The sequence below is a fragment of the Ruminiclostridium herbifermentans genome (genome assembly GCF_005473905.2).
Classification (GTDB): Bacteria; Bacillota; Clostridia; order Acetivibrionales; family DSM-1351; genus Ruminiclostridium; species Ruminiclostridium herbifermentans.
This window is the reverse complement of the sequence record NZ_CP061336.1, coordinates 1,221,634-1,236,375: the sequence shown is the minus strand read 5'-3', so window position 1 is coordinate 1,236,375 and position 14,742 is coordinate 1,221,634. Positions and strand designations below refer to the sequence as shown.

Annotated in this window: 12 protein-coding genes and 1 other annotated feature; of the genes, 6 read left to right on the top strand and 6 right to left on the bottom strand. The window is 32.8% G+C overall.

The annotated features are described in order from the left end of the window. The first annotated feature begins 180 nt into the window (after window positions 1-180). From EHE19_RS05395 to EHE19_RS05370, 6 genes are all read left to right on the top strand, one after another. Window positions 181-1,557 (top strand): pyruvate carboxylase subunit B, encoded by a 1,377-nt coding sequence (locus tag EHE19_RS05395; RefSeq protein WP_137698421.1) that lies wholly within the window; start codon window positions 181-183, stop codon window positions 1,555-1,557. 12 nt (window positions 1,558-1,569) lie between these two features. Continuing rightward, window positions 1,570-1,896: an OadG family protein gene (locus EHE19_RS05390; RefSeq protein ID WP_137698420.1), complete on the top strand. Its 327-nt coding sequence runs from the start codon at window positions 1,570-1,572 to the stop codon at window positions 1,894-1,896. A gap of 36 nt (window positions 1,897-1,932) precedes the next feature. Next, complete coding sequence (locus EHE19_RS05385) at window positions 1,933-2,325, top strand: biotin/lipoyl-containing protein (protein ID WP_137698419.1); 393 nt, start codon at window positions 1,933-1,935, stop codon at window positions 2,323-2,325. A gap of 14 nt (window positions 2,326-2,339) precedes the next feature. Next, window positions 2,340-3,479 carry a sodium ion-translocating decarboxylase subunit beta gene (locus EHE19_RS05380; protein ID WP_137698418.1) on the top strand — a complete coding sequence of 380 codons (1,140 nt, stop codon included), beginning with the start codon at window positions 2,340-2,342 and terminating at the stop codon, window positions 3,477-3,479. Window positions 3,480-3,804: 325 nt separating this feature from the next. After that, window positions 3,805-3,870: a sequence feature (sodium ion sensor (DUF1646 type); this cis-regulatory element may regulate processes involved in with the transportation of sodium ions), on the top strand. Between the two features lie 258 nt (window positions 3,871-4,128). Continuing rightward, window positions 4,129-5,202 (top strand): DUF1646 family protein, encoded by a 1,074-nt coding sequence (locus EHE19_RS05375; RefSeq protein ID WP_137698417.1) that lies wholly within the window; start codon window positions 4,129-4,131, stop codon window positions 5,200-5,202. Between the two features lie 360 nt (window positions 5,203-5,562). Further along, entirely contained in the window at window positions 5,563-5,790 is a 228-nt protein-coding gene (locus EHE19_RS05370) for an HPr family phosphocarrier protein (RefSeq protein ID WP_137698416.1), read from the top strand. Between the two features lie 47 nt (window positions 5,791-5,837). Here EHE19_RS05370 and rnr read toward each other — a convergent pair whose 3' ends face one another. The 6 genes from rnr to EHE19_RS05340 all read right to left on the bottom strand — a co-directional run bounded on the left by rnr (window position 5,838) and on the right by EHE19_RS05340 (window position 14,610). Then, window positions 5,838-8,273: a ribonuclease R gene (rnr, locus tag EHE19_RS05365; RefSeq protein WP_137698415.1), complete on the bottom strand. Its 2,436-nt coding sequence runs from the start codon at window positions 8,271-8,273 to the stop codon at window positions 5,838-5,840. A 259-nt stretch (window positions 8,274-8,532) separates the two neighbouring features. After that, on the bottom strand, window positions 8,533-10,029 hold the full coding sequence (locus tag EHE19_RS05360) for a hypothetical protein (RefSeq protein ID WP_244648332.1): 1,497 nt from the start codon (window positions 10,027-10,029) through the stop codon (window positions 8,533-8,535). Between the two features lie 169 nt (window positions 10,030-10,198). Continuing rightward, window positions 10,199-11,623, bottom strand: coding sequence for a sensor histidine kinase (locus EHE19_RS05355; RefSeq protein WP_137698414.1), 1,425 nt, complete (start codon window positions 11,621-11,623; stop codon window positions 10,199-10,201). Then, window positions 11,624-12,322 carry a response regulator transcription factor gene (locus EHE19_RS05350; RefSeq protein WP_137698413.1) on the bottom strand — a complete coding sequence of 233 codons (699 nt, stop codon included), beginning with the start codon at window positions 12,320-12,322 and terminating at the stop codon, window positions 11,624-11,626. A gap of 355 nt (window positions 12,323-12,677) precedes the next feature. Continuing rightward, window positions 12,678-13,727 (bottom strand): polysaccharide deacetylase family protein, encoded by a 1,050-nt coding sequence (locus EHE19_RS05345; protein WP_244648331.1) that lies wholly within the window; start codon window positions 13,725-13,727, stop codon window positions 12,678-12,680. Between the two features lie 325 nt (window positions 13,728-14,052). Next, window positions 14,053-14,610: an HDIG domain-containing metalloprotein gene (locus tag EHE19_RS05340; RefSeq protein ID WP_137698412.1), complete on the bottom strand. Its 558-nt coding sequence runs from the start codon at window positions 14,608-14,610 to the stop codon at window positions 14,053-14,055. Between the last annotated feature and the right edge of the window lie 132 nt (window positions 14,611-14,742).

The following is a 14,742-nucleotide window of genomic DNA, read 5'->3' as shown; positions in this document are numbered from 1 at the left end:
TATATTCGTTTGAGAATGTTTAAGGCTTTTAGGGTGGGAAGCTTGTGTTTTTCGAGTTTTTCATCCTTTTGTATAAATATGAAAAATAATTTTTACAAAAAGCCCAATATCTTTTGATAAGTTACACTTATAGTTTTTTCGTTTTACAGCAAAATAATTTATAAGGAGATGATAAAAGATATGAAAGTAAAATTTACCGAAACCGTCTTACGAGATGCCAATCAGTCTCTTATCGCAACACGAATGCCCTTCTCAGATTTTGAAGGTATTTTGGAGACTTTTGACAAGGCAGGCTATTACTCACTTGAGTGCTGGGGTGGCGCTACCTTCGACTCATGTCTCAGGTACTTAAACGAAGATCCTTGGGAAAGACTTAGAAAAATTAAGTCTAAGGTTAAAAAAACACCTTTGCAAATGCTTCTGAGAGGTCAGAATATACTGGGTTACAAGCACTATCCTGATGATGTGGTAAGAAAATTTGTTGCTCATTCCATAGACAATGGAATGGATATTTTTAGAATTTTCGATGCTCTAAACGATTTTAGAAATATCGAAGTAGCCATTGATGAAGTTTTAAAACGTAAAGCTCACGCTCAAGGTTGTATATGTTATACGACAAGTCCTATTCATAACCTAGAAAAATATTCAAAAATGGGTAAGCAATTAGAAGATCTTGGTGTCAACTCCATATGTATTAAAGATATGGCCGGAATCATGGGACCACAAGAAGCCTATGATCTTGTCAAAACACTCAAAGAAAGTGTAAAGATACCAGTATTTTTGCATACTCACTCCACAACAGGTCTAGGTCCTATAACTTATTTCAAAGCAATAGAGGCTGGTTGCGATGGTATAGACTGTGCCATTTCCTCATTTGCTGGCGGTACCTCTCAGCCTGCAACCGAAACCCTTAATTATGCATTAAAGCAATCTGGTCATGAAACCGGACTTGATGAAAAAGTGCTAAAAGAAATAAATGACTTTTTTAAGCCTTTAAAAGCAAAATATGTTTCTTCAGGACAAATGGATGCTTTTGTTATGGGAACAGAAACAGATGCTCTTGTATATCAAGTACCAGGCGGAATGTTATCTAACCTTATTGCACAGTTAAAATCCCAAAACGCAATAGATAGACTGGATGAAGTTTTAGCTGAAACGCCAAAAGTCAGAAAAGATTTGGGATACCCTCCTCTTGTTACACCAATGAGTCAGATGGTTGGAGTTCAGGCCGCTACAAATGTACTAGTTGGAGAAAGATACAAAAATGTTTCAAAAGAAGTTAAATCGTACTTAAAAGGTGAATACGGTCAAGCTCCAGGTGAAATTGATGCAGAACTCATAAAGAAAGTATTAGGTGATGAAAAACCTCTTACAATTAGATACGCTGATACTCTTAAGCCAGAATTTGACAAAGTTAAAAATGAACTTAAAAACATAGCTAAGAATGACGAGGATGTTCTTTCATATATTCTCTTCCCTCAAGTAGCTGAAAAGTTCTTTAAAGAGAGAGAAGAAGCATCAGCTGTTAAGGTTTCTTATTCTATTATTAAAAAGTAAAGGGTGGTGCAAATGAACATAATTGAATCTTTAGTGGTATCAATATTCTCCATTGCACTAGTATTTTTTGTCCTAGCATTCTTATATTTTCTAGTAAAAATATTAACTAAGCTATTAAGTTCTATAAATGCCAAGTTAATTGAATCACAAGGTAATAAAACCAGTGCTCCGGATACTGATACTAACGAGTCTACTAATTCTATTGAATGCTCCTCTGGAGAACTAAAGCTTATAAATGTAGATGAAAGAACCGCTGCTCTGATTATGGCAATAGTTAGTGACGAAACTAAAATTCCTCTTTCAGAGCTTATATTCAAATCTATAAAAGCAGTAGACTAAATTGATTTGCAAATAATCTGAAATGGAGGTTATAAAATGAGATATATTGTTACAATTAACAATAAGAATTATGAAGTAGAGGTCGAAAGAGGACAAGCAAATATAATAAAAACAACTGAAGTAGCACCAGCGGTAACTCCAGCTCCTTCTGCTGCTATATCTGCTCCAGTTCCTCAACCATCACCAGCACCAGCAGCAGCCGTTGCATCTGTAAACGGCGAGCCTATTAAAGCTCCAATGCCTGGGCTTATATTGAACTGTAAAGTTAATCCTGGCTCAAAAGTAAAAAGAGGCGATGTGCTTTTTATACTTGAAGCAATGAAAATGGAAAATGAAATAGTCGCACCTATCGATGGCACAGTTGTTCAAATTCTTGCCGCCAAGGGTTCATCAGTATCAACAGGTGAAATCCTTGCCGTCATTCAATAGAGAGGTGAATAAAGATGTTTTTAGATGCATTAAAAACTATCTGGGAGACATCCGGTTTTGCCGCAATCACTTGGCAAGAATGTATTATGATTGGAATAGCCTGTGTACTCCTATATTTTGCAATAGTTAAAAAGTTTGAGCCAATGCTCCTATTACCTATTGCTTTTGGTATATTGCTTGCAAATTTACCTCTGACTGGACTTATGAGCGCACCTGTAGAAGGTTCAACTGAACCTGGAGGATTATTGTATTATCTGTATAAAGGTGTAAAACTGGGTATTTATCCGTCACTCATATTCCTTGGAGTTGGTGCAATGACCGATTTTGGCCCACTAATTGCAAGACCGTCAGGACTCTTTTTAGGAGCTGCAGCTCAGCTCGGAATATTTATAGTATTTATTATAGCAGTTTCAACTGTTTTTACTCCTCAAGAAGCTGCATCAATAGGCATTATAGCTGGTGCAGATGGACCTACTGCTATATATCTAACCACAAGGCTTGCTCCTGAACTTTTACCAGCCATAGCAATAGCGGCCTATTCATATATGGCATTGATTCCAATGATACAGCCTCCACTTATGAGATTGTTAACAACCCAAAAAGAACGTGAAATAAAAATGGAACAGCTTAGAGAAGTATCAAAGCTTGAAAAAGTATGCTTCCCTATAGCTGTTACAATCTTCTGTGTATTGTTGCTTCCATCAGTTGCACCATTAATAGGAATGCTCATGCTTGGTAATCTCTTTAAAGAGTCGGGTGTAGTAGAAAGACTTTCAAATACAGCTCAAAATGCGTTAATTAACATAGTAACAATATTCCTTGGAGTAACAGTAGGAGCCACAGCAGTAGCAGATAATTTTTTATCGCCTAAGACACTTATGGTTATTGGCTTAGGGTTGGTAGGCTTTGTGTTTAGTACCATTGGCGGTCTGCTCTTAGGAAAGCTTCTTTGCTGGATGTCAGGAGGAAAAATCAATCCACTTATTGGTTCAGCAGGTGTATCAGCTGTTCCTATGGCAGCAAGATTATCACAGGTAGAAGGTCAGAAAGCAAATCCATCTAATTTCTTGCTGATGCATGCAATGGGACCAAATGTAGCTGGTGTAATAGGCTCTGCTGTTGCAGCAGGTATATTGCTGGCATTATTCGGATAAATAATAAATAAGTTCTTGAAAAACAAAACTATGGAGTGGGCATATAAAGCTACGTTCCATAGTTTTTTGTTTTAATTTTGCAGTAATAGTTTATGATTATTGCAAATTTACCAAGAAAATGTTATATTAAGTTATGTTAGCTAAAAAAGTGTAAATGAATCTGTATTAAGCAAGCAAATTCCACAAGTTTTTCATTTTTAATAACTGTAGTAAATATGATTTGCATATACGTTTTTGTATTGTATATTATTCGAATAGTATTATTGAAAATGAAGAAACTAAATTATTATTGAACAAAATTATTATCAATTGAATATATGAATACGGTTGGGCGGAATTACAAAATTGTTTTCGCTTTCAAGAAAATTTAAGTCTTCTGGGGAGGGAAGCTCAATTTTGAGTTTCTTTCCCTTTTTGTATATTAAAATGAATGAACTATGTTTATGTATTTACTAATTTGTATGATATCTGAAAATAATATTTTATTTTCCATATCTAATAATAAATAAGTACACATAATGTGTTCAAAGCATGATTTATTGCTTATACTGATTTAATGTTTTAAAATAATGCTTTCCATTTTTTAATGTGAAATAGTATTATTCAGTAGCAAATTATATAAAAAATATTTACCATTGGAGGAGTAGTAATGATTATAGGTCTTTTAATTGTATTAGCACTAATATTTATACTTCCATTTGCCATCCGCACCATCGAGCACAACTTGGAGTACTTTTTATTAGTAATGGGAATTGCTGCAGTAATTATATCGAAAACAATTTCTTTGGATTTGTTTCTTCATATCTTTACAAATTATCTTTTATACTTTATTACTGCCGCAGTATTAATAGCTGGATTAATTTTCAGAGTATCTGTAAAAAAGATACAGCAGTTTGTTAATTTTGTCACTGTAAAAATGCCTATTGAATTTTTTATATTTCTTTTAGTAGTAATTTTAGGTTTAGTGTCAAGCTTAATAACTGCAATAATAGCAGCTCTAGTATTAGTAGAAATGATTCATGTTTTACCCCTTAACCGTAATCAAAAAACAACACTTACTATCATATCTTGTTTTTCTATAGGCTTAGGTGCAGCATTAACACCTATTGGAGAACCTCTTTCAACTATAGTAATTTCAGCACTTAAAGCTGATTTCTTCTATTTATTAAGAGCCATTGGCATCTATGTAATTCCATGTATTGTTGTACTAGGTTTGTTAGGTGCATTTTATATCGGACGTACAAATAAAAAAGATAAAAATACTGCTAACATTGAAGGAAATGCAGAAATAAACGTAGGTAACGCTGAAATTACTGAAAATAAAGAGGAACCAGAAAGCTTAAAGGATGTTTTTATACGTGCACTAAAAATATTTTTGTTTGTTATAGCACTAGAACTACTTGGTGCAGGTTTTAAACCTCTTATTAATACTTACGTTATCCATTTAGACAGCAGATTACTATATTGGATTAATATATGCTCAGCCGTATTAGACAATGCTACACTTGCAGCTGCAGAAATAAGCCCTAAAATGAGCTTGCAGCAAATACAGGCTATTTTAATGGGACTTTTGTTAAGCGGTGGAATGTTAATTCCTGGTAATATACCAAATATAATATCGGCTGGAAAACTGCAAATAAAAAGTCGTGAATGGGCAAAAATAGGAGTTCCTCTCGGTTTCACTCTATTAATAATATACTTTTTAGTAATATTTTTCATTTAAGTATTACTGATTATATAGCTTGCTAATAGGGTCAAAGCTTAGTATTAATGAATAAGAACTTAATATCTATATTCTTTAAAACGCTATTGTCCTCGTAACAGCTTAGTATTATTGAATGAAAACCTTACAAAATTTTGTAGCCAAGGCATTAGCTAGGCTACTGCTTAATATAATTGAATGAAAACAGAAGTAAAAGTTTGTTAGATATGCACAATATCCACTATAACCGTTATAAAATCAGTACTTTCAAGTTATTTTTGATTCAAAACAGGATTAACTTACCTGCTTTGCCAATTGACTATACTGCAAAAAGCAGTTAATATAAAAGTATATGTTTTAACTATTGTTAGGAGGATGGATATGAAAACTTTTGATATTTCTTTAAAATCTATCAATGATGTAAAGGATTTCGTAAATATTGTTAACAAATATGACTTTGATGTTGATTTATCATCAGGACGTTATATAGTTGACGCTAAGTCAATCATGGGTATCTTTAGTCTTGATTTAAGCAAACCTATTAAGTTAGAAACTCAAGTTGACGATTGCGGAAACTTCATTGAAGAAATTAAGCGTTTTATAATATAATTACGCACACAATAAAGCGAGAGGTTAATACCTTCTCGCTTTTTGTTTTAGTTTATTGCTTTCCTTTTTCTTTTTTTCTTACCAGTTATTTGGTCTAATACTTTTTTATCGATAGCTTTTCCCTTTTTCGTAGTTTGTTTAGTTGTTCCATTGGACTCAGAATTTGATTTTGCTTTCTTTGACTTGCCTGAATTGGACTTACTATTTTGTGTCTTGAATATATTTTCAGATTCTGAAGTTCTAATATCATTTGAGGCTGTTTTCCGTTTCTTTGAATATCCGCTTCCTTTTCTCCTGCGCGTGGAAAAGTCATCTGATGAATAAACATCAAAATCCTCAAACCAGTCGTCTTCTTCTGAGTCAACTAATAAGAATTCAATTTTCTTAGCAGAAATATCAGCTTTCGCAAGTATAACCTTTACCGTATCACCAACTCTATAGGTTTTATTAGAACGTTCTCCTATTAAACAATAGTGGCGATCATCATAATTGTAATAATCATCTTCCATGCTGCTCATTCTGACAAGCCCTTCAATTGTGTTATCTAATTCAATAAACATACCAAAATTAGTTACATTCGAAATAATACCCTCAAATATTTCACCTTCATGGTCTTTCATATATTCAACTTTTTTGAGATCCTCAGTTTCTCTTTCTGCCTCGTCTGCCATTCTTTCTCTTTCAGAACACTGCTTTGCTACCTCTGGCAGAATTCCATGAAGCTGCTCAATTTTTTGCTCACTCAATTGGCCCTTTAAATATAGTTTCATAATTCTATGAATAATTAAATCAGGATATCTTCTAATAGGAGATGTAAAATGGCAATAGTATTTAGCAGCAAGCCCAAAATGTCCTACGCTTTCATCACTATATTTTGCCTTTTGCAAGGACCTTAGCATAACCGAACTAATAATCCTTTCATACTTTGTCCCTTTGACCTTATCTAGCAAGTCCTGTAACGCTCTAGGATGGATTTTGTTGATACCCTTAATACTGTAACCTAAATTATATACAAATTCATTTAATGCGATAATTTTTTCATCATCAGGGTTTTCATGAATTCTATATACAAATGGTGTATTAGTCCAATAAAAATGTTCTGCCACTGTTTCATTACAAATCAGCATGAACTCCTCAATAATTTGATTTGCAATTGTAATTTCATATTTCTTTACCTCAATTGGCTTACCTTGGTCATCAAGAATGACTTTAGACTCAGGGAAATCAAAATCCATTGCACCTCTTTTAAATCTTCTATTTCTTAGAATAAGCGCAAGTTCATGCATAAGGTTAAAGTCTGGCACTAATTTTTTATATCTTTGTATCAGTTCCTCATCTTTATCTACCAATATTTTATATATATTTGTATAGGTCATTCTTTCATCAATGTTTATTACACTTTCAAATATATCATGGTTTATTACTTTACCTGTTTTATCAATATCCATCATAACGGTGAAACTAAGTCTGTCCACCTGTGGATTCAAGCTGCATATCCCATTTGACAGCTTTCTTGGCAGCATAGGTATAACCCTGTCAACTAAATAAACACTAGTGCCTCTTTTCAAGGCTTCTATATCAAGGGGAGAATTCTCTTTTACATAGTTTGAAACATCTGCAATATGAACCCCTAGACGATAATTTCCGTTTTCAAGCAGTTCTACAGATACGGCATCGTCTAAATCCTTAGCATCCTCACCATCAATTGTTACCATTCTCAAATTTCTAAGGTCTCTTCGCCCCTTTAGCATAGCTTCAGTAACCGTATCCGGAATATTTTCAACCTGCTTGTTTACCTCTTCTGGAAAATCCTCTTCTAGATTATAAGACTTAATAATAGATAATATATCAGTCCCTAAATCATCTTTATGACCAAGTATTTCGATAACCTTTCCTTCTGCATTTCTTCTCTGCTCAGGATATTTTACAATTTCAACAACTACCTTTTGGCCCTTTTTTGCCCCATTAAATCCACTCTTGGGTATAAAAATATCTCCTGATATCCTTTTATTGTCGGGTACAACAAATCCAAAGTTCATACTTTTTTCAAAAGTTCCAACCAATGTGACATTTGCCCTTTTAAGAATTCGGACTATTTCACCTTCCATTCTTCTTTCAGAAGTGCTTTTTCTATTTACTCTAGCTGCAACTCTGTCATTGTGCATAGCACCGTTAAGGCTATCGGCAGGAATAAATATGTCCTCTATCATCTCATCGTCAGGAATAAGAAATGCGTAACCTCTCTCATGGCCTTGTATTCTTCCAATTACTAAATTTAGTCTTGAAGGAATTCCATATCTATTTCCATTTGTTTTATATATTCTGCCTTCATTCTCAAGTTCTTGTATAACTTGATTAAAAATCTCAACATCACTAGAAGGAACTCCAAGTATCATTCTAAGTTCTTTTAGTAAAAGAGGCTTATATGCTTCCTCAGTCATAAAGCCAACAATGCGTTCTTTTCTTTCCTCTAAATCAACCATTTATTATCTACCTTTCAATATATTAACTCATCAATGTGTACTTTCGAGCCTAGAATTTCTTGTACGCATCAACTCCACCTAAACCGTAATTGACTAAAGCCATCATACGATAAAACGGATACTTATGTTAATATTATTCTATAATTACTATTATTACAATTATTTTATTAAAAATTCACGCTCTCTTAGTTCAATTATTGGTTAGAAGAGCATATAAAATAAAAATATTACTATTAGAGTGTTTAAGTTCTAGAGTGTTTTAGTTCTTCACCTCGGTGAATATTCTGTCAACCAATCTTGCCCATATATCAGCGTATTTGCCTGTAGCCCACTCTGCCATTATAATCGTGTCTCCCTCTGATAATGGTATTTTCATCAGTTGTTTATTAACTATATTCCTTTTCTGGACAGGATATATATTTAAACTATCTCTTGAAGTAAGAATTGCAATTTCTTTATTTGGTGACATATATGCGTCGATGGTCCACGGCAGCTTGGATTTAATATTATTCCATGGAATGTCCATTTCATCATAGGAAATCAAATTGGACGGAACAACTAAATTTAAATCAAATTCTTCGTATTTTTGACCATTATAGTCTTCCTTGAAATGTAATCTACTTTTAAATATCCAGTGTCCATTACGCCTTTTTAGTGTAAAATTACCCTCATCGAATTCTCCTATAATGTTCTTTAGCTTGTCCTTATCAAAGGTTGAAATAATGTCCTGTCTAGCCTGTTCAAATTCATTTGATACATTAAAGGTATTGTCAAGTATTATATCCGATATTTTAACTGTTCTTCCCGTTCCTAAGCTATCTATAGGCAAAACACTAAGCTTGAGATCATGCTCAATGCCAACATAATCGTTACCTAAAAATAGAATTTTGGCTCCCGGCTTATCTGCAAGAATATTATTCATGCCATCATTTCTCGGTATGAGCTGCAATTTTGAATTTGCAAATGGCACAGCATAAATCTTTTGATCCTTATGGATACCACCTACCTCCCAAAAACCATAAGCTCTAGGCACCAATAACTGTTCTCTATAGCTTACTGTTTTGATTTCCCTGTTCTGTGAGTATATCCAAATTGTACAATATGTGTTATCTGCCGACCTAACACCAATTAAAACACCTGATCTCAATAGTGGATCTTCTTCAAATTCCTCATTGCTTTTATTGTCAGCAACTTTTCCAATGCTGCTTTGCTTTACTTTATCATCCACTGAGTCAGATACTTTCTTTAATACTAAAAAACCATCTTCCATATATACATATGCTGTCATATCATCAGTGACAATGAGTTGATTAAAGAATTTATTTGCTGTAGAGATAGTTACCACATTAACTTTTTCCTTTGTGATTCCTATACTATCATTATTAATTTGATAAGTACTTTTTAGAAAGGTGTCAGCTGCTGTTCTAATTGTCTTGTATTCTGGATTTGTGCATACCTCTATTCCAATTGCACATATTTCATTATCAAATACCGCTTCCTTACCTATATATTTTTTTCTGCTGCTTTCTTCGGCTTCATTTAAATCACTCTGTCCTTTTACTATTGATATATAATTTTCAATCCTCCATGTCCCCTGAATTATTAAATTCCCAATCTCAGGCGGCTTTATAGTTTCCTCAATATTAATCTCAATGCTTGTACAGCCTGATAAAGAGAAAGACAATATAAGTATACCCATTATAAAAGTAGCTAGCTGCCTAAAAAAGCGCACTTTTTGCTTTAATTTATTCCTCAAGATTATTGCCTCCCATACAAGAATCGAAAACGCACTTTGTTTGTAACTATCCAAATATCCAAAACCTTGCGGTTACAGTTCAAAAACACACTATCATTTGTACTTGCACTTACAGTCAAAAAACACTTGGGGTTGTTTCTGCTCGAAAATTCACCATGTTTGCACTAACTTAATTTTCGAGCTTGTAGGGCAGTCTTACCTCTACTACAGTTCCTACATTTAATTGGCTGTTTATAGTAAGGCTTCCGTTGTGCATTTTTATAATTTCATCACATATTGTTAAGCCAAGCCCAGTCTGTGACTTACTTGTTTTCCCTTTAAAAAACTTTTCCTTTACAAATGGAAGTTCTTCGCTGCTAATTCCACACCCAGAATCTTCAACATTAAAAACTAACCAGTCATTCTCGGCAAATACTTTAAGCGCTATGCTTCCTCCTGACGAAGTAAACTGTAGTGAATTGCCAATAAGATTAATTAGCACCTGCTTAATTTTATTCCTATCCAAATAAATTGGAGGTACTTTCTCACAAGTAACGCTAAAGCTAATATTCTCCTTTATTGCCCTTTTGCTCATTTGCTTTCTTATATAATCAACAATAAGTGTAATATCAGTTTCTTCCTTTTTTAGTTCATCCTTATTAGAAATAAATCTAGAAAAGTCCAATAGTTCTTCAACCATTTTAGTAAGTCTGTCACATTCTTTGGTAATTATATTTATACCATCATTAAGAATCTCTCTGTCATTAAAACCATCATCAATAATAGTATCCGCCCACCCTCTTATTGATGTTAACGGAGTTCTTAGTTCATGAGATACCATAGAAATAAAGTCATTTTTAACCTTATCTCTATTTTGAATTTCCATGGCCATATAGTTTAATGTATCTGCTAGCTTGCCTATTTCATCATTTTTGTCCTTTTTTATTCTCACCTCTAAATTGCCAGAAGCCATTAATTCAGCGGCTTCCATTACAACCTTAAGGGGTCTGACAATACTAAGGGCCAATAAAATACTCATAACAATGGCAATTAATATAACAAAAATCCCAATACATATAAATATTAATGAAATATTCATAATGATTGCATCAATTTCATCTAGTGAAGTCAAAAATCGTAAAACACCTACGCCTCCACTATCTGACTTTAATTGATAAGATACAGCCATTATACGTTCTCCGCTGTTATTTCTTCCTATCCAAACGCCTTTTTCATTTTTTAATGCAGATTTAAAATCCTCGCTTTGTAATAAATCCTTATAAATAATACCCTTTGAGTCAAGTATAACCTCTCCTGAAAACAGCACTATTTGAACCTCAGCATTTGTTTGTTTCCAAAATATTTCTGCATTATCAACTATATTTACTTCTAAAGGAACATTTGAATAATATTGAGAATATAAATCTGCTGTGGTTTTGATTTGATTTGTTAGAATACTTTCTACATTATTATAGAAATAAAAATGCGTAAAATAAATAAGTAGTGCTTCAAATATTAAAACACTAATAAATATGACAATTATAAAATTTGCAAGCAATCTGGTTCTTATGCTTTTGGGGGAAGTATTGTCTTTGCCATGTGTCTTAAAAAACATTTACTTTTCCTTTCTCCATCTGTACCCAGTACCCCAAACAGTCTCTATATACATTGTTTGCGAATTTTTATCCTCAATTTTACTTCTAAGCCTTCGAATATTTACATCAACTATCTTTGTATCTCCAGAAAAATCATAGCCCCATACCTTGTCTAAAAGTTCATCACGTGTAAATGCCTTATTTTGATTCTCAAGAAACAGCTTTAATAACAAGAACTCTTTTGGCGTCAATAAAATTTCTTTGCCATGCTTATATACTCGTTGAGAATAAAAGTCAAGCTGGAACACATCACTATCTACAGTATCCTTTCTCTCATTGGATGAATCCTTTAATGCCATTCTCCTTAACAAGGAATTTGTTCTCAAAATTAATTCCATAGTATTAAAAGGTTTAAGAACATAGTCGTCTGCACCATTCTGTAAACCTTTAATTTTATCAATATCCTGTCCTTTAGCAGTAAGCATAATTATTCCCAAATCAGCAAACTCCTTCCTAAGTATTTCACACACTTGGAACCCATCGATACCTGGAAGCATAACATCTAATAATACAACATCAGGCTTTTCAATTCTAGCTTTTTCAAGCCCTTCTTCACCCGACGCAGCTTCACTGACTATAAAATTATGCTTTTTAAAATTTATTTTCAGAAAACCTCTTATGCTTTCTTCATCCTCTATAATTAGTATCTTATTCCCCATAAATACACTCACGCCAATATTTTACAATAAAAATAAAATATTGGTGTAAACTTCATCCCCTTCTAATTAGCTATACTTTTAACTTCTCAGTCCAGAAATATCCATAAATTTATATCGTACATACATCAATTATACAATAATACGTTTATGCTCAATTTTATATCCAAAACCATTCGCAAAGTCTTTTAGTTATCGGCAGTAAATCGAAAGCTTTTACAAACCATTGATAACTCTCCTTCATCGATAAATTTTACGTGAGAATTTTTTCAGTTTGTTATCATAAAGACTTTAATTTGAAGAAATTAATTATAAATTACAAAGTCTCGTTTCAAAAGCTTAATATGGTCTTATTAACTTATTTAGTTTTTCCATATGCATGTGCATAAACCTTTCCTTTTGATAATTCCATTCCCTTTGCTTCATAAAGCTCATCTATCGTAACTAGCTGATACCCTCTTGAACTTAGTTCCTTTATAATTACTTCAGCTGCCAAAGCCGTAGCCTTATATATATCATGCATTAATATTATATCCCCATTTTTAACTTTTTTTAAAGCTGCATTAACTATCTTCTGCTTGTTTCTGCTTTTCCAATCAAGTGTATCAATGGACCACAATATAAGGGGTGCATCTGCATACAATTTTACGTTATCATTTATATTACCATATGGGGGGCGTAGTAAGCTTGGTCTAATATTAGTTATATCTTGAATTATATCTGAGGTTTTTGTTAAATCATTAATTATTTCTTTACTTCCCAATTTTGTTAATTGTTTATGATCATATGTATGATTTCCAACTTGATTGCCACTTTGAACAATACGCTTTATTATGTCCTTATTCTTTTCGGCTCTGCTGCCCAAAACAAAAAATGTAGCAGCACCATTATATTTTTCCAGAGCATCTAATATTTTATTAGTATACTCATAATGTGGCCCATCATCAAAAGTCAATGCTACCATAGGTTTCTTGGGATCAATTTGTCTATCAATATTTTTAGCTATGCTGTCATCTTTACTTGATTCTAATAACAGATTATCACTTAAAGAACTCCCCTGATCCATATTATTATTATTGATTATCTCCTCTTTGTTGTCCTGTAATTGCTTATCATGCACAAGTGAGGTTATAGGAGTGTTTGTAAATATATCTGTCCCCATGCTGTTTGCAGCAGGATTTTGTTCTGTTGTATTGTCTGCTATATGTAAGTCATTATCTGTTATATTAGGTGCTGATTTATAAATTATCTCAGTGCTGCTTGTATGTTGTGAACTTTCTAGCAAACTTGTATTAATTTGAGCTTGAACTTCATTTGATTGATAACCTGCCATGACTTTTATGTAAAAAATTAAAATTAAACACATAATAGATATTATAGTTAAAAATAAAATTATATATTTTTTCACAGTTTTTCCCCCATTGCGTCTCTTTTGTTAAATATAAATAATATGGAATTATTTTAATCATAGCATTATGCGGCCGCAAAAGATAGAAATAATTTTAATAACTATTTTAAGCTATACACAGCAAAAGCAAGTGGCTCATAGTATTGAATAATTTAGCGCATTTTACCCAACGCCCGCATATGCAGTTTTTATTTCCAACTCTAAATATAAAAAATATTATAAATCAATTGTATACAATTATAATAGCCAATGGGTTACAAAAAAGCAAAAAAAAAGTTACAATGTAGTAACTTTTTATATATTTAATAGCAAAGTTAAATTAATTCTATTCAGCATAGAGATATTCTTCAGGAACTCTCTGCATAGCTTTAACTGAAATTTCAATAAACTTCTCAAGGGTCAAGCTCAACTCATCAAGGTGCTTCATTTTATCATAGCCTGCATCCCCTACCAATTCTTGTTCAGATAGCATTTTTAAGATTTCTTCTGCATAGACATCAGATATTTTTTTATTTGGAAGTTTTGATGCACTTTTAATTATCAAATCAGAAATAGGATCTGACAAAAACAAAACCTTATCAATTTTTCTATTTCTTGGTATTTCCAGAGAATCATTATGTGCACGTACGCAATAAACAATGGTTGGGTCAACATCAAGATTTTCTAAAATGTCAGCTCCAATAACACCATGAAGCATCGGGTTATTGATTGTTCTTTCATAATCTATATCATGTAATAACCCAGCCATTCCCCATGTATCTATATCATCATGATAATACAACGCAAATTCTCTCATTATTGCCTCGGAAACTATCGAATGCTGAAGCATATATTTATCTGATAGCCTTATTTTCAATTCTTCGAGAGCTTCATCCCTTGTCATAATGTTTCCTCCCTTGAACTGACTACCTATATCAGAATCCAGTATCAGTTTTTATATCATTAATAAGCTCTTACATTCTACAACAAAAAACCCAAGCGCACATTAAGTACTCCTGGGCTTACATTTCTAAAA